This window comes from Pedobacter sp. N23S346, assembly GCF_048515415.1.
Classification (GTDB): Bacteria; Bacteroidota; Bacteroidia; order Sphingobacteriales; family Sphingobacteriaceae; genus Pedobacter.
In genome coordinates, this window is record NZ_JBLYEE010000003.1 from 346,625 (window position 1) to 364,730 (window position 18,106).

The window sequence follows — 18,106 nt, forward strand, 5'->3', positions numbered from 1 at the left end:
CAGAACCTAACCTAAGCGTTACTGCAATTGCTTTCCAAAAAAAGATAATAATTATATTATTAAGATGCTGAAACAAGTTCAGCATGACGAGTTTGTTATTGGGTTCGCAAAAGAATTCGCAACTACTTAATCTTCAACTGTAAACTGATAACTGCCAATTGAAAACTTTTTCCGCTAACCCCTTGATTCTTAAAAAGAATTGTTCTACTTTTGCAGTCCGTTTTATAGGCGATCTGCGAAGATGCCGGGGGAGCGGTAATTTTTTAATAAAAACATAAAAAAGCACAATGCCAACCATTCAACAATTAGTTAGAAAAGGTAGAGTAGCACTGGAGTTCAAGAGTAAGTCTCCAGCGTTGGACAGCTGTCCACAGCGAAGAGGTGTATGTACACGTGTGTACACCACTACCCCTAAAAAACCAAACTCAGCAATGCGTAAAGTTGCCCGTGTTCGTTTAACGAACGGTAAAGAGGTGAATGCATACATTCCTGGAGAAGGTCACAACTTACAGGAACACTCAATCGTATTGATCCGTGGTGGTCGTGTTAAAGATTTACCAGGTGTACGTTACCACATTATCCGTGGTGCATTAGATACATCAGGTGTAGCTGGTCGTAACCAACGTCGTTCTAAATATGGTACTAAACGTCCTAAACCAGGGCAAGTAGCTGCGGCACCAACAAAAGGTAAAAAGAAATAATCGGGAGGAAATAAGAAATGAGAAAGTCAAAACCAAAGAAGAGAATTATTCTTCCTGATCCAAAATTTAACGATGTTCAAGTAACTCGTTTTGTAAACAATATGATGTACGATGGAAAAAAATCTATCGCTTATGCTATTTTTTACGATGCTGTTGAAATTGCTGAGAAAAAAGCAGGTGAAAACGGTTTAGAGATATTTAAACGTGCATTAACTAATATTATGCCAGCTGTAGAGGTTAAATCTCGTCGTGTTGGTGGTGCTAACTTCCAGGTTCCAACTGAGGTTAGACCAGAACGTAAAACAGCTCTAGGTATGAAATGGTTAATTTTATACGCTCGTCGTCGTGGTGAAAAAACGATGAAAGAGAAATTAGCTGGAGAAATCGTTGCTGCTGCTAAAGGTGAAGGCGCTGCTGTTAAGAAGAAAGAAGATACGCATAAAATGGCTGAGGCTAACAAAGCGTTCTCTCACTTCCGTTTCTAGTAGTTGATTACAAATTAGTAAGATTACACAGATTTAATTAGAAGATTATACTGATTAGATAAATTACACCGATTTGTTTTTAACATAATCGGTGTAATCATTTAAAATCAGATAAATCAACAAAAAAATATAATGGCAAGAGATTTAAAATTTACAAGAAATATTGGAATCGCGGCTCACATTGATGCAGGTAAAACTACAACAACAGAGCGTATTCTTTATTATGCTGGTGTAAGTCATAAAATTGGTGAAGTGCACGAAGGTGCGGCAACAATGGATTGGATGGCACAAGAGCAAGAGCGTGGTATCACAATTACTTCTGCAGCAACTACGGTTGATTGGAATTACAGAGGTCAAAAATATCATGTTAACGTTATTGATACTCCTGGTCACGTGGATTTTACCGTAGAGGTAAACCGTTCATTACGTGTATTAGATGGATTAGTATTCTTGTTTTCGGCTGTTGATGGTGTTGAGCCTCAATCGGAAACTAACTGGCGTTTAGCAAACAACTACAGTGTGCCTCGTATCGGTTTCGTTAATAAAATGGACCGTTCTGGAGCAGACTTTTTAAAAGTTGTTAAACAAGTTAAAGAAATGTTAGGTAGTAATGCAGTTCCATTGCAGTTACCTATCGGTTCTGAAGACGGATTTAAAGGTGTTGTTGATTTAATTAATAACCGTGGTATCGTTTGGAATGAGCACGATAAAGGGATGACCTTTACTGAAGTGCCTATCCCAGAGGATATGATTGATGAAGTTGCTGAGTGGAGAGAGAAATTATTGGAATCGGTTGCTGATTATGATGAGTCGTTAATGGAGAAATTCTTCGAGGCGCCAGAAACAATCACAGAACGTGAAGTTTTAGATGCTTTACGTGCAGCTGTTTTAGATGCTAAAATTGTACCTATGGTTTGTGGTTCATCTTTCAAAAATAAAGGTGTACAAACTATGCTTGATTATGTGATGGAGTTATTGCCTTCACCTATGGATAGCGAAGGTGTTATTGGTACTAACCCAGATAACGACGAAGAAATTTTATTAAAACCAAGCATTACTGAGCCATTTGCAGCTTTAGCTTTTAAAATTGCAACTGACCCATTCGTAGGTCGTTTATGTTTCATCCGTGTTTACTCGGGTAACTTAGAAGCGGGTTCTTACGTTTATAATTCTCGTTCAGAAAATAAAGAACGTATCTCTCGTATCTTCCAAATGCATGCTAACAAGCAAAATCCTGTGCCAAATGTGGCTGCTGGTGATATTGCTGCGGTAGTTGGATTTAAAGATATCAAAACAGGTGATACACTTTGTGATGAGAAACATCCAATCGTTCTTGAATCAATGGATTTCCCAGAGCCAGTTATCGGTTTAGCTATTGAGCCTAAAACTCAGGCTGATGTTGATAAATTAGGTATTGGTTTAGGTAAATTAGCTGAAGAAGATCCTACATTCAGAGTTCAAACAGATCAGGAAACTGGTCAAACTGTAATCTCTGGTATGGGTGAGCTTCACTTAGATATCTTGATCGATCGTTTAAAACGCGAATTTAAAGTTGAGGTTAACCAGGGAGCACCGCAAGTAGCTTACAAAGAAGCTATTTTCGGTACAACTACTCACCGTGAAACTTATAAGAAACAATCAGGTGGTCGTGGTAAATTTGCTGATATTTCAGTAATTATCTCACCAATTGATGCTGATTTCGAAAAAGGTGGTTTACAGTTCGTAAATGAAATTACTGGTGGTTCAATTCCTCGTGAATTTATCCCTTCAGTAGAAAAAGGTTTTGCTGCTTCAATGGCGAATGGTGTATTAGCAGGTTATCCACTTCCTGATATGAAAGTTCGTTTAACTGATGGTTCATTCCACGCAGTCGATTCAGATGCTTTATCATTTGAACTTGCAGCTAAAATGGCCTATCGTGAAGCTTTACCTAAATGTAAGCCTACTTTGATGGAGCCAATCATGAAAATCGAAATCTTAACCCCTGAAGAAAACATGGGTGATGTAATCGGTGATATGAACCGTCGTCGTGGTCAGTTATTAGGTATGGATACCCGTAATGGATCTCAGGTAATTAAAGCAACTGTGCCTCTTTCTGAAATGTTTGGTTATGTAACGCAGTTACGTACTATCACTTCAGGCCGTGCAACTTCTACAATGGAATTTGACCACTACGAAGCTGCGCCTAAAAACGTACAGGATGAAGTAATTGCTAAATCTAAAGGAAGAGTAAAATCTGAAGACTAAAATTAAGTATCAAGATAAAAGTATCAAGTATCAAGACCTGTATTTAGTCTTGATACTCGATACTAAATACTTGCTACTAGAAAGATAAATCCGATTTCTGTTGTTAATAGCTCTAACAGGGAATCATAATTAAAAATAAGATGAGCCAAAGAATCAGAATTAAATTAAAATCTTACGATTACAACTTAGTAGATAAATCTGCAGAGAAAATCGTAAAAACTGTTAAACCTACGGGTGCAGTTGTAAGTGGTCCAATTCCACTTCCTACAGAGAAAAAAATCTTCACTGTTTTACGTTCTCCACACGTAAACAAAAAAGCTAGAGAGCAATTCCAATTGTGCGCTTACAAACGCTTATTGGATATTTACAGCTCTAACTCTAAAACAGTTGATGCTTTAATGAAACTTGAATTACCTAGCGGTGTTGAAGTTGAAATCAAAGTTTAATTGATTTAAAAGATTAAGAAAAGGTCGTGATTTTTACATCACGACCTTTTTTTGTGCCCTATCTTTTCAAACAAAAATGAATACTTAAGGTTTAACTAGCATGAATAAGCCATTAAAAGAAGAGGAAAATTTGCCAGTTGAAGGTCAGGATTTTGCAGATCCAAAGGAAGACTCCACCAAAAAGCCTTCATCACATGGCGAAATTGCCAATCAGAAAGGTAGTGACTTTTCAGAATTAGAGCAAAGCAGGATGGAAAATCCCCCTAAACATAGAGACGAAAATGGCTCGAGCAAAAATGATGTTGATAGTGATACTGATTTAGATCAGGAAAAAGGCGTAAAATAACCCCTCAATTAATTATCCTGATTCTTACTTTGAAGCTAATTGCCAGTTTTACTTGGCAAATTTTGAGGGTTTCCTTACTATTTGAATATTATACTTAATCTCATCAAAAATTAAATGCGAACTTCCAAACTTTCTGTGTTACAGTGGTGTTAATTATAAACAACCAAAATTAAAATGATATGAGTACTGATAATAAAGCAAATGGAGCGCAAAAAGAAGATCAGTTTCAAAAGCCTGATCAAAACATAGAATGGGATCATGAAGATGCTACATATGGTCATATCAGTAACTCGCCATTTAAAAGAAAGGATGTTCCCGATGATGATCATATTGCTAAAGTTAAGGAAACAGAAATCGATGTCAACGAAAATCTGAAAAATACAAACCTGAGTACAGGGGAAGACCCGGCGAATAGAAATAGTACCAAAGAAAAAGGTCTGGGGGGTAAAGATTTATAAATAAAAAAGGGATTAATTTTTATTAATCCCTTTTTTATTATTGGCTTCACGGTAGATAAGACATTATTAAAATTCTACGTTTTTGAAGATTAACCCAGAAAGATAAATGTCTATTCTCATTCAAAAATACTGGTGTTGTATTTCTTTTAACTAATAGAAACCAGTTGCCTGCTGATAATCCATTTTAATATTGCGACTTAATGTTTTTACTTCTTTAGCTATTTTTGGTGTTTTTTCGATAACATCATCAACAATAGATTTTCCATCTGTTAACCTTTTCTTGGTTAAATAGTGGAGTACAAAAACAGACGCAGTACCCCAAAAAACATATTTTAATAATCCCATAATTTTATTTTAAATACCTGTATTAAGAACGTCATCTTCGTTTCGTTGTTTTATATCTGATTTTTCAATGTCGTCCTTAAAATCATCAGATGAGCTACCAGTCTCACTTGCTGCACTATCAACGGTATGCTGCTTATCAGTACTGTTATAAGTATCATCACTGAGTGAATCTTTTCCCTGGGTACCAGTATTGTCGAAACCATCTCTCGCTTCGATATTACCCTCGGTAAAATCATTAGTATTTTCTTGGGCTATTGGCACTTGTCCAAAAGGCGTAACTTCATTTACATCATTACCCTTTTCATACGCCTTTTGAACGTCAGATTTTTTATCGGTATTACCATTTCCGATGTAACCTTCGGTATGTTCATCCTTATTATAAATGCTCGTTTTCATAACTTTATTTTTTATAAAGAACATCCAGGCAGGCAAATGGTTTGTAATAAGTCTCGCAGATGATCAAACCTTTAGCAAACCATTGAGGAATTGCATTGACGAATTTTTGACATGAGTTTTCTGCTTTTGTTTAACTTGCGCCAAATTTTAGAGATTACATTAAATGGAGTGGAAATATTTGCTATCGAATAAAAGGTTTGGGCAGGAGAGTTGGACGGGTGATCGGGATAAGGCTCGATCGGATTTTCAGAGAGATTACGATCGCTTAATATTTTCTTCACCATTCAGGCGTTTACAGAATAAAACCCAGGTCTTTCCTTTGCCGGGAAGTGTTTTTGTGCACAATCGTTTAACACATAGCTTAGAAGTGGCAAGTGTGGCCCGTTCTATGGCAAATATCTTTCTAAATAACCTGGAAGAACACCAGCCATCGTTAATTAAAGATGTTCCGTTGATTAGCGAAGTTGGAAATATTGTAGCCGCTGCAGCACTCGCTCACGACCTGGGCAATCCAGCATTTGGACACTCAGGCGAAGCCGCAATTTCACGTTATTTTACCGATGGTGATGGTCGTGTTTACCAGAAAGAGATGAAAGAATCGCAGTGGCATGACCTCATAAATTTCGAAGGTAATGCAAACGCCATTCGAATTCTCACCCATCCTTTAAAAGGGAAGGGGAATGATGCTTATGCTTTAACTTATTCAACTTTGGCCTCAATTGCCAAGTATCCGTGTGCATCAATTGCTGGAAAACAAAAAAAGCTTTTGCATCGAAAAAAGTATGGTTTTTTTCAGTCTGAGGAAGAATCATTTAAAAAGATTGCAACCGAGTTGAGGTTAACGCAAGAGGAAAACGAGTACCTGATTTACAAACGTCATCCTTTAGTTTATTTGGTAGAGGCTGCTGATGACATTTGTTATAGCATCATCGATTTGGAAGATGCACACCGACTAAAAATATTGTCTTACGAAGAAGTAAAAAATTATCTTTTGCCTTTCTCTAATTCTAAAACAATAGAGGAAAGATTGAAAAATGATTATGAAGACGATGATGCGAAAATAGGTTTGTTAAGGGCAAAAGCCATTAATACGCTAACCAATATTTGTGCAGGAATCTTTTTTCAGGAACAGGAATCTTTATTAAAAGGTGAACTAAATCATAGCCTCACTGATCTTTTGCCTGAACCTTATCTTACCGCATGGAAAGCCGTAGAGGCCGTATCTGTGGAACGGATTTATAACTTCTCTTCTGTTATACAAAAAGAGGTTGCAGGCTACAAAATTATGGCTGGTTTGTTGGAGGAATTTGTTCCCGCACTTATTAATAACAATACGCACTATTATCAAAAGTTAGTAAAGCTTATTCCAAAGCAATATCATACCGACCTGACTGATATTTACTCCCGTACGCAAAGTGTTTTAGATTTCGTTTCTGGTATGACCGATTTATATGCGGTTGATTTGTATCGGAACATCAAAGGCATTTCTTTTCCATCAGAAACCTAAAGCTAAATTTTATGAGGGTATTTATTTTTATCAGTGGTTTTCTGCTTTTTTTTCATTTAGCCAATGCGCAAACGGTTACCACTGGTAATTTGAAAAACGGCGATTTAATATTTGTGGGTGCCGAAAAAGCTAACCTTTCTGGCGCCATTAACCGGGTGACGCAAAAAAGGGATTCTATTGCTTTTGATCATATCGGAATTATCGAAAAGGGACATGATGCTACATTTGTTTTGCATGCATCATCCAAAAGAGGAACGATAAGAGAAAATATTCTTGCTTTTTATCAGACACAAAAAACGGCAGACAATAAAATAATGGTCTACCGTTTAAAAGACAGTTTTCAATATGCTATTCCAGCTGCTTTATTATCGGCTAAAAAAATGATGGGTAAGCCTTACAACTGGACTTATATCCTTAATGAAAATTCTTACTATTGCTCTGATTTTATTGAAAGATCTTTCAGGAAAGATCACATTTTCAAACTAGAACCTATGACTTTTATCAATCCAAAAACCGGAAAGACAGACGATTTTTGGATTGATTTTTATAAAAAACAGCACCTCGAAGTGCCGGAAGGTAAACCGGGTTGTAATCCGAATGGTTTAGCTGCAAGTGAAAAGCTAATGTTATTGGGAAATTTTATCAATCAACGTTTAGCTAATTGATAAAATTAAGTTTAAGCGGTTATCTACCTCTTGCATCATCCCATTTATTTCTTTCATCTTGTAGCTCGCGGGCAAGTCTCATTTCTTTATCTTTTGCCTTAACTTTATGTGTTTGAAACTCATCGGCAACCTCCTGGTATAGCTGAGTTCGGTAAGTAGCTTCTTTACGGTATTTTCCAGATTGGAAAATTACAATGGCCAAACCAGCGCCTAATACAATGATGATCGCCCATACAATTGTATTGTAGGTTCCTTTGTTAAAAGCGATACCCAGAAAACTAATTTCATTAACAGATGCAGTGGCATTTGCAAGCGAACTTTCTTTACCGGTTACTTCGCCTTTTAAGCTGGCAATATTTTCACTTTGCGATTTAATTTCCTGTCTCGCTTCGCCAAGTTGTTTTCGCTCTTTTCTTAAAGTATCGTTAACGCTTTTCCAAAACGAAGCTAACCTGGATGGATTAATCAATTTGGCACCATATAAACTTTTAGATTTTTTCAACATAAAATTATACTGGCCACTTAAAGATGGATCAGTATTTTTCGAAGTGTCTTGTTTAGCCTGCCCGAATGCAATATTTACAAATAGCATGGCTACTAAAAATAATAGGGTTGGTTTAAGTTTCCGCATAGTAATATTATAGGTGTTAAAGTGTAAAACTACATTTTTATACAATGATGATGCATAAAAATGATGTTATATTATCTATAAATTAACAATTTTATCTGGGTTTTATTATAAATTAATCGTGATAGATTACATTTGCTGCATGCAAATAGGAATTATCGGTTTAGGCGATATGGGCAAATTGTACGCCATATCGTTTGCAGGTGCTGGTTATAAAGTATGTGGAGCAGATATGCCTTTGCGTTTTGCCGAATTAAAAAGTGAGCTCGAGCCTAAAGGTGTTGAAGTTTTACTAGATGGACATGAGGTTGCACGTAAAGCAGATTTTATTATCTATTGCGTTGAAGCCGAAAAAATTGATGAAGTAGTGGCTACTTTTGCCCGCTCTACTAAATACGGCGCTATTGTTTCCGGACAAACCTCTGTAAAACATCCTGAAATTGCAGCCTTCGAAAAACATCTTCCAGCCGATACGCAGATTGTAACCTGCCATTCTTTACATGGTCCGGCATTTAGTCCGGAAGGGCAAACGCTGGTAGTGGTTCGTCATCGTGCTACAGATGAGGTATACAAGCAGGCGATGGAGATTTATAAGTCTTTAAAATCGAACATTATCGAAATGGACGATTACCGGGAGCACGATCGCATTGTTGCTGATACGCAGGCGGTAACCCATATGGGTTTTGAAAGTATGGGCTCGGCCTGGAAGAACGCTGGCTTTTTCCCATGGGATAATCCAGCTTATGCCGGCGGCATCGATAACGTAAAAATATTAACTACCCTGAGGATTTTTAGTTACAAATCTCACATTTATGCAGGTTTGGCTATCTTAAATCCCTATGCGCAGAAGCAGGTTAAGTATTACGCTCAGGCAGAATCAGAATTGTATAAATTGATGATCTGTGAAAACGAAACGGCATTCAGGGAAAAAATTTACGCTGCACGCGATTTCGTTTTTCATGAAAGCAGAACCCTTTTGCTTCTGGATGATAACATTATGAAGGAGTTTAGCCTTTCTGATGCAGACCATAAACAAAAACCCAACTCTCACTTAAGTTTATTGAGCATGGTATATGCCTGGTATAAAATGGGCGTAAATCCTTATGACAATTTAATTTGCCAAACACCACCATTTAAACTCAGATTGGGTATTGCTGAATATCTTTTCAAAAACGAAGAGATGTTAGAAGAATCGATTCATACCGCATTGTATGATAAATCCATCCGTGGTGATGATCTGGAATTTCATACTGCTGTGCATGAATGGGCTTCTATAATTGGTTATGGAGATTTGAAGGGTTATAAGGAACATTTTGAGGCCGCAAAATCATTTTTTGCCAATCGATTAAACGATGGGAGAGATCTTAGTGCAGAAATGATTAAACGGTTGGGGAAGTAGGTAATGATTGAATTTTAAAAGGATAGAACTATTGAGTAAGATGATTTTACCATTTTTTCACTCATTCAAAATTCACTCATTCAAAATTAATTTTTAACTTTGTTATTATGACTACTTTAACTGTAAACATAGAAAATAAAAAGACAGAAAAGGCTGTTAAGGCAGTATTGGATGCTTTAGGTTTGAGTTATGATGAGGATAAAAATGCAAAAGTAAATCAAGAACCTTTAAATGCAGCTGAACAGGTAATTTATGATCGGCTTAAAAGTTCTTTTGAACAAATTAAATTACATCAGCAGGGAAAAGTTAAGCTAAAATCTATTGAAGAACTTTTGGCAGAATTAGAAGATGAAGTTTGAGATTATTTCAACTGATGATTTTGCTAAAGGATTAAAACAAATTGCTAAAAAGCATCGTAGCATTCTTTCAGATATTGCCAAATTATCCAAGGAAATTAAAGAAAATCCAGTTTTAGGTGTTCATCTCGGGAACAATGTATACAAAATTCGTTTATCCATTTCTGGTTCAAACAAAGGAAAATCTGGTGGAGCTAGAGTAATTACTTATATTTTGATTGATAACGAAACAGTTTTTCTTGCTGATATTTATCTTAAAAGTGAATATAATACCGTTAGTGCTGATAAAGTTATCCATAGGCTTAAAGAAGCTGGAGTAATTTAAGTTTAGCTATATTATCATCCTGATCTCTCCCATTCAGACTATTTTAATTTATTAACTATGCTTCCTAATATATTTTTATTATAATGCATTATCGAGGCTAGAAAACATCTGGTATGCACCCACTTTTAACTAAACCTGAATTGGTTTCCATATTACTTCAGCAATTAGAAAATATAAAGAACCATTGTGATGAATACGATAGCGGGAATGAAACGATTATCCACCAAATTGCAGAAAAAATAGTTTTAATTTTTCATAACTCTGATCATTCCAAAGCATTGTTAAATCAGCTCAAATTAAGCCATGTTCCGATGTACTGTAGTTCGGAAAAGTATAATTCAAAAAACCTGACTAATTTTATAGGATTATTAAAACTGGAACATCAAAAAGGCAAAGGCTGGAATTATTCTTCCAAATTAGATTCTTCTGTTTTAATAACGGTATCGCAAGAAAACTGGTGGAACAACAAAAAAGTAATTATCGATTCAGATGGTATTGCTTTTACGAGAGGCAAAATAATTAAATCGTTGGCTGGTCTCGATCCTCTGGTATTAAACACTTCGGGCTGGACGGTTAAAAATGCCCAAGGCAATAAATCGACCATTAACCCTATCCCTGAAACCGTTAGACAAATTGCTTTTGAATTGTTGGAAAGTTTTCGGAATGTTGATCTAAATAAAGAAAGTAAACTTCATTGTAAATATAATAATGATTGAATTTTGAATGAGTGAATGCCTAATACGCAATCGCATTCACTCATTCAAAATTCAATCACTCATAATTTCTAAGCTATAACTTCCATCCGCCATCCCACATTTTCCATCCATCTTCTTACATTCCCCATATAACATATAGACTTTATTTTATTCCCTCAATCCTTCGTTTAGCCAAAAAGAGTGCATTATATTTGCCGCATGTCGGTATTATTGTTTACCATAATCGTTTTATTAGGTGCTTTTTTAGCGGGTTTATTAGGTTCATTAACAGGCCTGGGCGGTGGTGTAATCATCATTCCTTTACTAACTTTAGCTTTAGGTGTCGATATTCATTATGCGATTGGTGCGTCTATCGTTTCAGTAATCGCCACTTCATCAGGTTCTGCTGCCGCTTACGTAAAAGAAGGCATAACGAATATTAGACTTGGGATGTTTTTGGAAATTGCGACCACCATTGGTGCCATTTGTGGAGCTATTGTGGCGGTTTATCTGAATGCGAATTACATTGCCATCATATTTGGGTGTATCCTGATTTTTTCAGCCATCATGACATTAAAGAAGAAGGTAGACCATACAACACTTGATAATACAGACAGATGGGCGAAGTTTTTTAAGTTAAATGGATCTTATCCAGATAAAGGTGCAGATCACCAGTACGCTGTAAAACATGTTCCAGCTGGTTTCTTAATGATGCTTTTCGCAGGAACACTTTCTGGCTTACTTGGTATTGGAAGTGGGGCTTTAAAAGTTATTGCCATGGATAATATCATGCGTTTGCCTTTTAAGGTTTCTACCACAACCAGTAATTTTATGATGGGTGTTACAGCTGCCGCAAGCGCGATTGTTTACCTGCATCGCGGCCAGATTGATCCAGGAATTGCCATGCCGGTTTGTATTGGTGTTTTAACGGGTGCTACCGTTGGTTCGAAAGTTTTACTCAAAGCCAAGACAGATAAACTAAAAATAGTTTTTGCAGTGGTGGTTACGGTTCTAGCCTTGCAAATGATTTATAAAGGAATAAGCGGATTGTAATGAGTGTAGCGAAAGAAAATATCAATGATAAAGATATCCAGGTGATTCTGGGTACATTGTTACGTGCCGGGGTAATCATATCCATGACCATTGTACTCATTGGAGGCATCATTTTTCTTATTCACAACAAAGGTGTAATAACCGATTATAAAGTATTTAAGCCAGAACTGGCAAAATTCTCTTCTATTGCCGCTATTTTCAAAGGCTTACTTACTTTTCATGGCGATGCCATTGTTCAGTTTGGTATATTAATGCTAATCTTTACACCAGTAGCAAGAATCTTTTTTGCAGTTTTTAGCTTTTTAATAGAAAAAGATTATCTATATGTATTAATTGGCTTAATCATCCTTACAATTCTAGCCATTAGTTTAAATGGTGGTTTAGCGCATTAAATTAAATTTTTTCAAAATGTTGAAAAAAAATTTATATCAATTGCTATCAAACGTTTAAAATTGTATTCAAAGTTTTAAATAAATTCAATGGCAAAAACAGGAAAAGTTGTTAAACTGTTTCAAAAGCCCGAAAATTTTATTAAGTCAAGGGCAAGGCAATTACCATTAGGGAAATCCTACATTACTTATAATTGGGAAGAAAGCGGTATTGCAACTGTATTGGTTAGCCGTAAGCATATTAATGGAAATTTTACCGTAGGAATGTACCTTGTAGATCTCAGGTGTTTAGGGATTAAGGATTCAGCTTTTAGGTTCAATATCCCTTTAGAAGAGCTCGAAAACCTTATCGTGCATATTAAAGGCGAAGAAATTGAATATAATAAAGCGCATAATATTATATACGGTGCAGAAGCTTTTGCGGAGAGCAGTGGCTTTAAACCACATAAAGACTGGGAGGTAGGTCAGTTTATACTGGAGGAGGATGATGACCGGATTCCAATAATTGATATTCCGTTTGGTGATAATGGAATTCCTGCTTATTATATTGGGCCTAACGATACCCCCGCTACAATTAATCAAATACTGGCCACACTGGATAAAAATGTTGGCATTGGAAATTACTTTTTTTATAATGTCGAAGACTAGGTCTTTCTAAATGAAGAGAATATGCCAGCTTTTGTGCAAACTTATTACTCAATAACCAGCGATTACAGTTCTGTTAATTAAGAGACAATAGAGCATGCTGTAGATGAAGACCTTATTAGAGTAATTCTTATGAGTAAGGTCGTCTTTAATACTTTTATTATCGATGTAACCTGAAGGATGAAATTTCTACTTGTTTAGATTTGTATGAATCCGTTTTTGAAGATCTCTGCGAAAGAAAATATCGACCACATAAAATTACCGTTAATTGCGAAGCCTAACAATGCCTAACTTTAAGATGTGGTAATAGGCATTAGTATACAATTAAGAAAACCGGAAAGAAATACGCTTTAATATTATGCGATCGTTAACTGGCTGTTTTACGGCTTATTATGAATAAAAGCAGCATTTAAATGTTGCTTATGATATTCTTAACAACTAATTTAATTGATAGTTTAGTGCTTTCACGCGTCTTTAAAAGTTAAATACCATCATATCAGCAATTTATTTGAAAAAATATTTCGCTAACTATTTGAAAATTAATATTTCTTGTCTATCTTTGCCCTCCCTTTAAAGGGATGTACAACCACCTTGAACGAAGCCCTACTGCTTCGATGGGTGTTAAAAAGAAAAGATAAAATGTCAGGAATTATTGGAAAAAAAGTAGGAATGACCAGTATCTTTGATGCCGAAGGAAGAAACATTCCTTGTACGGTAATCGAGGCTGGACCTTGTGTAGTTACACAGGTAAAAACCGAAGAAGTAGATGGTTATTCATCAATCCAGTTGGGTTACGATGAGAAAAAAGAGAAAAACACAACTCAACCATTGAAAGGCCATTTCGCGAAAGCAAACACAACTCCGAAACGCAAGCTGGTAGAATTCGATTCGTTTACAACTTCACCTAACTTAGGTGATGTGATAACGGTTGATTCTTTCGCAGAAGGCGATTTTGTTGATGTTGTAGGTACCTCAAAAGGTAAAGGTTTTCAAGGTGTTGTAAAACGCCACGGATTTGCCGGTGTTGGTATGCAGACTCACGGTCAGCATAACCGTTTACGTGCCCCAGGTTCATTGGGAGCATCGTCATTCCCTTCACGTGTGTTCAAAGGAATGCGCATGGCAGGAAGAACTGGTGGAGACAGGGTAAAAGTTCAGAACTTACAGGTTTTGAAAGTTTATGCTGAGCAAAACCTATTAGTAGTTAGTGGTTCCATTCCAGGAGCTAAAGGTTCTTACGTAATCTTAGACAAGTAATCAGATGGAAGTTAAAGTATTAAACATTTCAGGTAAAGAAACAGGTGCCAAGGTGCAACTTCCTGAATCGGTATTTGGTATCGAGCCTAACGACCACGCGATTTATTTAGATGTAAAACAGTATTTGGCTAATCAACGTCAGGGTACTCACAAATCTAAACAACGTAATGAGATTGCAGGTTCGACCCGTAAACTATACAAACAAAAAGGTACAGGTGGTGCACGTGCTGGTAGCATTAAATCTCCGTTATTTAACGGTGGTGGTCGTGTTTTCGGTCCTCAACCACGTGATTATAGCTTTAAATTGAACAAGAAATTAAAAACATTAGCACGTAAGTCTGCTTTAGCTTATAAAGCAAAAGATAACAACGTGGTAATTTTAGAAGATTTCAACTTCGATACTGCTAAAACTAAAAACTATACAAGCTTATTGGCTGCGTTAAACGTAGGTACTCAAAAAACTTTATTGGTTTTACCTGCACAAAATAATAATATCTATTTATCAAGCAGAAACGTTCAGAAAACAAAAGTAATCTCGGCAGTAGATTTAAATACTTATGATGTATTAAATGCTGGTGTACTTGTGTTAACTGCAGATTCTGTTAAAACTTTGGAGGAGGCGTTTGCCAAATAATATGGACATTTTAAAAAAACCAATATTAACCGAAAAAGCTTCAGCTTTAACTGAGAAATCTAACCGTTTCACATTTAGCGTTAACCATAAGGCTAACAAAATCCAAATTAAAGCAGCTATTGAAAAATTGTACGGTGTAACTATCGTTGCAGTTAACACGATGGTTGTTGATGGAAAAGCTAAATCACGTTACACTAAAGCAGGTTTTGTATCTGGCCGTAGCCCGAAATACAAAAAAGCAATCGTAACGTTGAAAGACGGCGAAACAATAGATTATTACGCAACCCTTTAATTTAATAATTCATTATAACTATGGGCTTAAGAAAATTTAAACCAGTTACTCCAGGTACCCGCTTCAGAGTTGGTGCTAGTTTTACGGAGATTACAGCAACCACGCCCGAAAAATCATTGGTTGTATCATCAAAAAAGTCTGGTGGACGTAACAACACAGGAAAGATGACTATGCGCTACATGGGTGGTGGTCACAAAAAATCATACCGTTTGATCGATTTCAAACGTGATAAATTTGATATTCCTGCAACAGTAGCTACTGTTGAATACGATCCAAACCGTACTGCCCGCATTGCATTATTACATTATGCAGATGGCGAGAAGCGTTATATCATTGCTCCTGAAGGATTGCAAGTAGGTTCGGTATTATTATCGGGCGAAACTGCAGCACCAGAAGTAGGTAACACTTTAAAATTATCGAACATTCCATTAGGTTCTATTATCCACAACGTGGAGATTCACCCTGGAAAAGGAGCACAATTGGCTCGTAGTGCAGGTGCTTACGCACAATTAGCTGCCCGCGATGGTAAATATGCTACTTTAAAAATGCCTTCAGGCGAAACCCGTTTAATCTTGACTACTTGTCTTGCTACTATCGGTGCTGTATCTAACTCAGATCACGCAAACGAAGTATTAGGTAAAGCAGGTCGTAAACGTTGGTTGGGCCGTCGTCCGAGAACTAGACCGGTAGCGATGAACCCTGTCGATCACCCAATGGGTGGTGGTGAAGGTAGATCATCAGGTGGTCACCCACGTTCAAGAAATGGCGTTTTAGCTAAAGGCTTTAAAACCAGAGAACTTAAAAAATATTCTAATCGTTACATCATAGAGAGAAGGAAGAAATAATGGCTCGTTCGATAAAAAAAGGACCGTATATTGACCATAACGTAGAGAAAAAAGTAAACTCTATGAATGATTCAGGCAAAAAGTCTGTAATCAAAACTTGGTCTCGTAGATCAATGATCTCACCAGATTTCGTTAATCATACATTTGCAGTACACAACGGTAATAAATTTATTCCGGTGTACGTAACAGAAAACATGGTTGGTCACAAGTTGGGAGAATTTGCTCCAACCAGAACATTCAGAGGACACGCTGAAAAGAAAAAATAATTAGACAATGGAAGCAATAGCAAAATTAAACAATTGTCCAACCTCACCGCGTAAGATGCGTTTGGTTGTAGATCTTATCAGAGGTGAACGTGTAGAGAAAGCATTAAGCATTTTAAAGTTTACCAATAAAGAGGCAGCAATAAGAGTTGAGAAATTATTATTATCTGCGATCAAGAACTGGGAATCTAAAAATGAAGGTGCCCGCCCTGAAGAAAATCAACTTTTTGTTAAAACAATTATGGTTGATGGTGGCCGTCAGTTAAAACGCTTACGTCCAGCTCCTCAAGGCCGTGGATATAGAATTCGTAAACGTTCTAACCACATAACGCTGATTGTAGATAGTAAAAATACAGAAACAACTCAAAACTAATTTTAGGAAATGGGACAAAAAGCAAATCCAATAGGTAACAGGTTAGGTATCATCAAAGGATGGGATTCTAACTGGTTCGGTGGCAACAACTACTCCGATAAATTAGTTGAAGATGAGAAAATAAGAAAATACCTTTCTGCTCGTATCGCTAAAGGTGGTGTTGCTAAAGTGGTTATCGAACGTACGTTAAAACGTATCACCGTAACTATCCACACAGCCCGTCCAGGTATCGTAATCGGTAAAGCAGGTGCTGAGGTTGATAAAATCAAAGAAGAGTTAAAGAAATTGACTAAAAAGGAAATTCAAATTAACATCTTTGAAATTAAACGCCCTGAACTTGATGCACAATTAGTTGCAGAAGGTGTTGCAAAACAATTAGAAGCAAGGATCTCATTCCGTAGAGCAATGAAATCTTCTATCGCATCAACTATGCGTATGGGTGCTGAAGGTATTAAAATCATGACTTCTGGTCGTTTAGGTGGTGCTGAGATGGCACGTACTGAGCAGTACAAAGAAGGAAGAGTGCCTTTGCATACATTCCGTGCTGATATCGACTATGCTTTAGCTGAAGCTTTAACTACTTATGGTAAAATAGGTGTTAAAGTTTGGATCTGTAAAGGTGAGGTTTATGGAAAACGTGATTTGTCTCCAAACATCGGTTCGACAAACAACGGTCCAAAAGGCGCATCAGAGAAACCAGCTTTCGGTGGTAGAGATAACAGAGGTGGTGGTAGAGATAGCCGTGGCGGTGGTAACGACAGACGTGGTGGAAACCAAGGTGGTGGTCGTGGTCCAGGTCAAGGTGGTCCCGGAGCAAATAGAGGTGGTGGCGCAGGCGCTAACAGAGGTCCTCGTAAATAATTGATTTATTAACATCGTTTAACGATTAGAACAAAATAAAATGTTACAGCCAAAAAGAACGAAGTTCAGGAAGATGCAAAAAGGCAGAATGAAGGGTTTAGCTTCTCGTGGAGCTGAATTAGCATTCGGATCTTTCGGTATCAAATCTTTAGAAGCAACTTGGATTACAAGTCGCCAGATAGAGGCTGCCCGTATCGCCGTAACACGTTTCATGAAACGTGAAGGTCAGGTGTGGATCAGAATATTCCCGGACAAACCAGTAACTAAAAAACCTGCTGAGGTACGTATGGGTAAAGGTAAAGGTGCTCCTGAGTATTGGGTAGCAGTTGTAAGACCTGGTCGCGTAATTTTCGAAGCTGAAGGTGTGCCTTTAGAAGTAGCTAAAGAAGCATTACGTTTAGCAGCTCAGAAATTACCAATCCAAACCAAATTCGTAGTACGTAGAGATTACGTAGAAGCATAGTAAAGTGTTGAGGTGAATGTTGTAAATACTTG

Annotated in this window: 26 protein-coding genes; 23 read left to right on the forward strand and 3 right to left on the reverse strand. The window is 36.9% G+C overall.

What is annotated here, in order from left to right; all coding sequences use genetic code 11:
- The first annotated feature begins 287 nt into the window (after nucleotides 1-287).
- The 6 genes from rpsL to ACN1CD_RS08290 all read left to right on the forward strand — a co-directional run bounded on the left by rpsL (nucleotide 288) and on the right by ACN1CD_RS08290 (nucleotide 4,683).
- Nucleotides 288-701, forward strand: coding sequence for a 30S ribosomal protein S12 (gene rpsL, locus ACN1CD_RS08265; RefSeq protein ID WP_008244597.1), 414 nt, complete (start codon nucleotides 288-290; stop codon nucleotides 699-701).
- 17 nt (nucleotides 702-718) lie between these two features.
- Nucleotides 719-1,186: a 30S ribosomal protein S7 gene (gene rpsG / locus ACN1CD_RS08270; RefSeq protein WP_047798788.1), complete on the forward strand. Its 468-nt coding sequence runs from the start codon at nucleotides 719-721 to the stop codon at nucleotides 1,184-1,186.
- Nucleotides 1,187-1,318: 132 nt separating this feature from the next.
- Nucleotides 1,319-3,433, forward strand: coding sequence for an elongation factor G (gene fusA, locus ACN1CD_RS08275; RefSeq protein WP_419129938.1), 2,115 nt, complete (start codon nucleotides 1,319-1,321; stop codon nucleotides 3,431-3,433).
- 140 nt (nucleotides 3,434-3,573) lie between these two features.
- Nucleotides 3,574-3,879: a 30S ribosomal protein S10 gene (rpsJ, locus tag ACN1CD_RS08280; RefSeq protein WP_008244591.1), complete on the forward strand. Its 306-nt coding sequence runs from the start codon at nucleotides 3,574-3,576 to the stop codon at nucleotides 3,877-3,879.
- A gap of 100 nt (nucleotides 3,880-3,979) precedes the next feature.
- A complete protein-coding gene (locus ACN1CD_RS08285) occupies nucleotides 3,980-4,225 on the forward strand; it encodes a hypothetical protein (RefSeq protein ID WP_419129939.1) in 246 nt (81 codons plus the stop codon).
- A gap of 179 nt (nucleotides 4,226-4,404) precedes the next feature.
- Complete coding sequence (locus tag ACN1CD_RS08290) at nucleotides 4,405-4,683, forward strand: hypothetical protein (protein WP_419129940.1); 279 nt, start codon at nucleotides 4,405-4,407, stop codon at nucleotides 4,681-4,683.
- 150 nt (nucleotides 4,684-4,833) lie between these two features.
- Here ACN1CD_RS08290 and ACN1CD_RS08295 read toward each other — a convergent pair whose 3' ends face one another.
- Together ACN1CD_RS08295 and ACN1CD_RS08300 are read right to left on the reverse strand one after the other, a co-directional pair.
- On the reverse strand, nucleotides 4,834-5,028 hold the full coding sequence (locus ACN1CD_RS08295; RefSeq protein WP_419129941.1) for a hypothetical protein: 195 nt from the start codon (nucleotides 5,026-5,028) through the stop codon (nucleotides 4,834-4,836).
- A gap of 9 nt (nucleotides 5,029-5,037) precedes the next feature.
- Nucleotides 5,038-5,424, reverse strand: a complete 387-nt coding sequence (locus tag ACN1CD_RS08300; RefSeq protein ID WP_419129942.1) for a hypothetical protein — start codon at nucleotides 5,422-5,424, stop codon at nucleotides 5,038-5,040.
- Between the two features lie 163 nt (nucleotides 5,425-5,587).
- On the opposite strand from ACN1CD_RS08300, the gene dgt reads away from it, so the two are divergent.
- Together dgt and ACN1CD_RS08310 are read left to right on the forward strand one after the other, a co-directional pair.
- Nucleotides 5,588-6,931, forward strand: coding sequence for a dGTP triphosphohydrolase (gene dgt / locus ACN1CD_RS08305; RefSeq protein ID WP_419129943.1), 1,344 nt, complete (start codon nucleotides 5,588-5,590; stop codon nucleotides 6,929-6,931).
- 11 nt (nucleotides 6,932-6,942) lie between these two features.
- A complete protein-coding gene (locus ACN1CD_RS08310) occupies nucleotides 6,943-7,596 on the forward strand; it encodes a YiiX/YebB-like N1pC/P60 family cysteine hydrolase (protein WP_419129944.1) in 654 nt (217 codons plus the stop codon).
- A gap of 19 nt (nucleotides 7,597-7,615) precedes the next feature.
- Here ACN1CD_RS08310 and ACN1CD_RS08315 read toward each other — a convergent pair whose 3' ends face one another.
- Nucleotides 7,616-8,227 carry a hypothetical protein gene (locus ACN1CD_RS08315; RefSeq protein ID WP_419129945.1) on the reverse strand — a complete coding sequence of 204 codons (612 nt, stop codon included), beginning with the start codon at nucleotides 8,225-8,227 and terminating at the stop codon, nucleotides 7,616-7,618.
- 139 nt (nucleotides 8,228-8,366) lie between these two features.
- On the opposite strand from ACN1CD_RS08315, the gene ACN1CD_RS08320 reads away from it, so the two are divergent.
- From ACN1CD_RS08320 to rplP, 15 genes are all read left to right on the forward strand, one after another.
- Nucleotides 8,367-9,623 (forward strand): prephenate dehydrogenase/arogenate dehydrogenase family protein, encoded by a 1,257-nt coding sequence (locus ACN1CD_RS08320; RefSeq protein WP_419129946.1) that lies wholly within the window; start codon nucleotides 8,367-8,369, stop codon nucleotides 9,621-9,623.
- Nucleotides 9,624-9,730: 107 nt separating this feature from the next.
- On the forward strand, nucleotides 9,731-9,982 hold the full coding sequence (locus ACN1CD_RS08325; protein ID WP_419129947.1) for a hypothetical protein: 252 nt from the start codon (nucleotides 9,731-9,733) through the stop codon (nucleotides 9,980-9,982).
- Nucleotides 9,972-10,304 carry a hypothetical protein gene (locus ACN1CD_RS08330; RefSeq protein WP_419129948.1) on the forward strand — a complete coding sequence of 111 codons (333 nt, stop codon included), beginning with the start codon at nucleotides 9,972-9,974 and terminating at the stop codon, nucleotides 10,302-10,304. The genes ACN1CD_RS08325 and ACN1CD_RS08330 overlap by 11 nt, the downstream gene beginning before the upstream one ends.
- A 113-nt stretch (nucleotides 10,305-10,417) precedes the next feature.
- Nucleotides 10,418-11,020 (forward strand): hypothetical protein, encoded by a 603-nt coding sequence (locus ACN1CD_RS08335; RefSeq protein WP_419129949.1) that lies wholly within the window; start codon nucleotides 10,418-10,420, stop codon nucleotides 11,018-11,020.
- Between the two features lie 198 nt (nucleotides 11,021-11,218).
- A complete protein-coding gene (locus ACN1CD_RS08340; protein ID WP_419129950.1) occupies nucleotides 11,219-12,052 on the forward strand; it encodes a sulfite exporter TauE/SafE family protein in 834 nt (277 codons plus the stop codon).
- Nucleotides 12,052-12,444, forward strand: coding sequence for a DUF1634 domain-containing protein (locus ACN1CD_RS08345; RefSeq protein WP_419129951.1), 393 nt, complete (start codon nucleotides 12,052-12,054; stop codon nucleotides 12,442-12,444). The genes ACN1CD_RS08340 and ACN1CD_RS08345 overlap by 1 nt, the downstream gene beginning before the upstream one ends.
- An 87-nt stretch (nucleotides 12,445-12,531) precedes the next feature.
- Nucleotides 12,532-13,089, forward strand: coding sequence for a hypothetical protein (locus tag ACN1CD_RS08350; RefSeq protein ID WP_419129952.1), 558 nt, complete (start codon nucleotides 12,532-12,534; stop codon nucleotides 13,087-13,089).
- Nucleotides 13,090-13,725: 636 nt separating this feature from the next.
- Entirely contained in the window at nucleotides 13,726-14,343 is a 618-nt protein-coding gene (rplC, locus tag ACN1CD_RS08355) for a 50S ribosomal protein L3 (protein ID WP_419129953.1), read from the forward strand.
- 4 nt (nucleotides 14,344-14,347) lie between these two features.
- A complete protein-coding gene (rplD, locus tag ACN1CD_RS08360; RefSeq protein ID WP_419129954.1) occupies nucleotides 14,348-14,977 on the forward strand; it encodes a 50S ribosomal protein L4 in 630 nt (209 codons plus the stop codon).
- Nucleotide 14,978: 1 nt separating this feature from the next.
- Nucleotides 14,979-15,269, forward strand: a complete 291-nt coding sequence (rplW, locus tag ACN1CD_RS08365) for a 50S ribosomal protein L23 (RefSeq protein ID WP_029282693.1) — start codon at nucleotides 14,979-14,981, stop codon at nucleotides 15,267-15,269.
- Nucleotides 15,270-15,289: 20 nt separating this feature from the next.
- Nucleotides 15,290-16,114, forward strand: coding sequence for a 50S ribosomal protein L2 (rplB, locus tag ACN1CD_RS08370; RefSeq protein WP_029282695.1), 825 nt, complete (start codon nucleotides 15,290-15,292; stop codon nucleotides 16,112-16,114).
- The gene (rpsS, locus tag ACN1CD_RS08375; protein ID WP_010599906.1) at nucleotides 16,114-16,380 is read left to right on the forward strand and encodes a 30S ribosomal protein S19; all 267 of its coding nucleotides are present in this window, start codon (nucleotides 16,114-16,116) and stop codon (nucleotides 16,378-16,380) included. Before rplB ends, rpsS begins: the two co-directional genes overlap by 1 nt.
- 7 nt (nucleotides 16,381-16,387) lie before the next feature.
- Nucleotides 16,388-16,750, forward strand: a complete 363-nt coding sequence (gene rplV, locus ACN1CD_RS08380; RefSeq protein ID WP_320462117.1) for a 50S ribosomal protein L22 — start codon at nucleotides 16,388-16,390, stop codon at nucleotides 16,748-16,750.
- Nucleotides 16,751-16,759: 9 nt separating this feature from the next.
- Nucleotides 16,760-17,611 carry a 30S ribosomal protein S3 gene (gene rpsC / locus ACN1CD_RS08385; RefSeq protein ID WP_419129955.1) on the forward strand — a complete coding sequence of 284 codons (852 nt, stop codon included), beginning with the start codon at nucleotides 16,760-16,762 and terminating at the stop codon, nucleotides 17,609-17,611.
- Between the two features lie 40 nt (nucleotides 17,612-17,651).
- A complete protein-coding gene (rplP, locus tag ACN1CD_RS08390; protein ID WP_010599903.1) occupies nucleotides 17,652-18,074 on the forward strand; it encodes a 50S ribosomal protein L16 in 423 nt (140 codons plus the stop codon).
- Nucleotides 18,075-18,106 lie beyond the last annotated feature (32 nt).

What these genes read in the sequence shown, in the direction of transcription:
- ACN1CD_RS08345 (WP_419129951.1), top strand. Translation starts at nt 12,052, where the DNA reads ATGAGTGTAGCGAAAGAAAATATCAATGATAAAGATATCCAGGTGATT.
- ACN1CD_RS08330 (WP_419129948.1), top strand. Translation starts at nt 9,972, where the DNA reads ATGAAGTTTGAGATTATTTCAACTGATGATTTTGCTAAAGGATTAAAA.
- rplC (WP_419129953.1), top strand. Translation starts at nt 13,726, where the DNA reads ATGTCAGGAATTATTGGAAAAAAAGTAGGAATGACCAGTATCTTTGAT.
- rpsJ (WP_008244591.1), top strand. Translation starts at nt 3,574, where the DNA reads ATGAGCCAAAGAATCAGAATTAAATTAAAATCTTACGATTACAACTTA.
- ACN1CD_RS08335 (WP_419129949.1), top strand. Translation starts at nt 10,418, where the DNA reads ATGCACCCACTTTTAACTAAACCTGAATTGGTTTCCATATTACTTCAG.
- rplD (WP_419129954.1), top strand. Translation starts at nt 14,348, where the DNA reads ATGGAAGTTAAAGTATTAAACATTTCAGGTAAAGAAACAGGTGCCAAG.
- rplW (WP_029282693.1), top strand. Translation starts at nt 14,979, where the DNA reads ATGGACATTTTAAAAAAACCAATATTAACCGAAAAAGCTTCAGCTTTA.
- ACN1CD_RS08340 (WP_419129950.1), top strand. Translation starts at nt 11,219, where the DNA reads ATGTCGGTATTATTGTTTACCATAATCGTTTTATTAGGTGCTTTTTTA.
- rplB (WP_029282695.1), top strand. Translation starts at nt 15,290, where the DNA reads ATGGGCTTAAGAAAATTTAAACCAGTTACTCCAGGTACCCGCTTCAGA.
- rpsC (WP_419129955.1), top strand. Translation starts at nt 16,760, where the DNA reads ATGGGACAAAAAGCAAATCCAATAGGTAACAGGTTAGGTATCATCAAA.
- ACN1CD_RS08315 (WP_419129945.1), bottom strand. Translation starts at nt 8,227, where the DNA reads ATGCGGAAACTTAAACCAACCCTATTATTTTTAGTAGCCATGCTATTT.
- rpsG (WP_047798788.1), top strand. Translation starts at nt 719, where the DNA reads ATGAGAAAGTCAAAACCAAAGAAGAGAATTATTCTTCCTGATCCAAAA.
- ACN1CD_RS08320 (WP_419129946.1), top strand. Translation starts at nt 8,367, where the DNA reads ATGCAAATAGGAATTATCGGTTTAGGCGATATGGGCAAATTGTACGCC.
- rplP (WP_010599903.1), top strand. Translation starts at nt 17,652, where the DNA reads ATGTTACAGCCAAAAAGAACGAAGTTCAGGAAGATGCAAAAAGGCAGA.
- rplV (WP_320462117.1), top strand. Translation starts at nt 16,388, where the DNA reads ATGGAAGCAATAGCAAAATTAAACAATTGTCCAACCTCACCGCGTAAG.
- ACN1CD_RS08350 (WP_419129952.1), top strand. Translation starts at nt 12,532, where the DNA reads ATGGCAAAAACAGGAAAAGTTGTTAAACTGTTTCAAAAGCCCGAAAAT.
- ACN1CD_RS08295 (WP_419129941.1), bottom strand. Translation starts at nt 5,028, where the DNA reads ATGGGATTATTAAAATATGTTTTTTGGGGTACTGCGTCTGTTTTTGTA.
- rpsL (WP_008244597.1), top strand. Translation starts at nt 288, where the DNA reads ATGCCAACCATTCAACAATTAGTTAGAAAAGGTAGAGTAGCACTGGAG.
- rpsS (WP_010599906.1), top strand. Translation starts at nt 16,114, where the DNA reads ATGGCTCGTTCGATAAAAAAAGGACCGTATATTGACCATAACGTAGAG.
- ACN1CD_RS08310 (WP_419129944.1), top strand. Translation starts at nt 6,943, where the DNA reads ATGAGGGTATTTATTTTTATCAGTGGTTTTCTGCTTTTTTTTCATTTA.
- ACN1CD_RS08325 (WP_419129947.1), top strand. Translation starts at nt 9,731, where the DNA reads ATGACTACTTTAACTGTAAACATAGAAAATAAAAAGACAGAAAAGGCT.
- ACN1CD_RS08285 (WP_419129939.1), top strand. Translation starts at nt 3,980, where the DNA reads ATGAATAAGCCATTAAAAGAAGAGGAAAATTTGCCAGTTGAAGGTCAG.
- fusA (WP_419129938.1), top strand. Translation starts at nt 1,319, where the DNA reads ATGGCAAGAGATTTAAAATTTACAAGAAATATTGGAATCGCGGCTCAC.
- ACN1CD_RS08300 (WP_419129942.1), bottom strand. Translation starts at nt 5,424, where the DNA reads ATGAAAACGAGCATTTATAATAAGGATGAACATACCGAAGGTTACATC.
- dgt (WP_419129943.1), top strand. Translation starts at nt 5,588, where the DNA reads ATGGAGTGGAAATATTTGCTATCGAATAAAAGGTTTGGGCAGGAGAGT.
- ACN1CD_RS08290 (WP_419129940.1), top strand. Translation starts at nt 4,405, where the DNA reads ATGAGTACTGATAATAAAGCAAATGGAGCGCAAAAAGAAGATCAGTTT.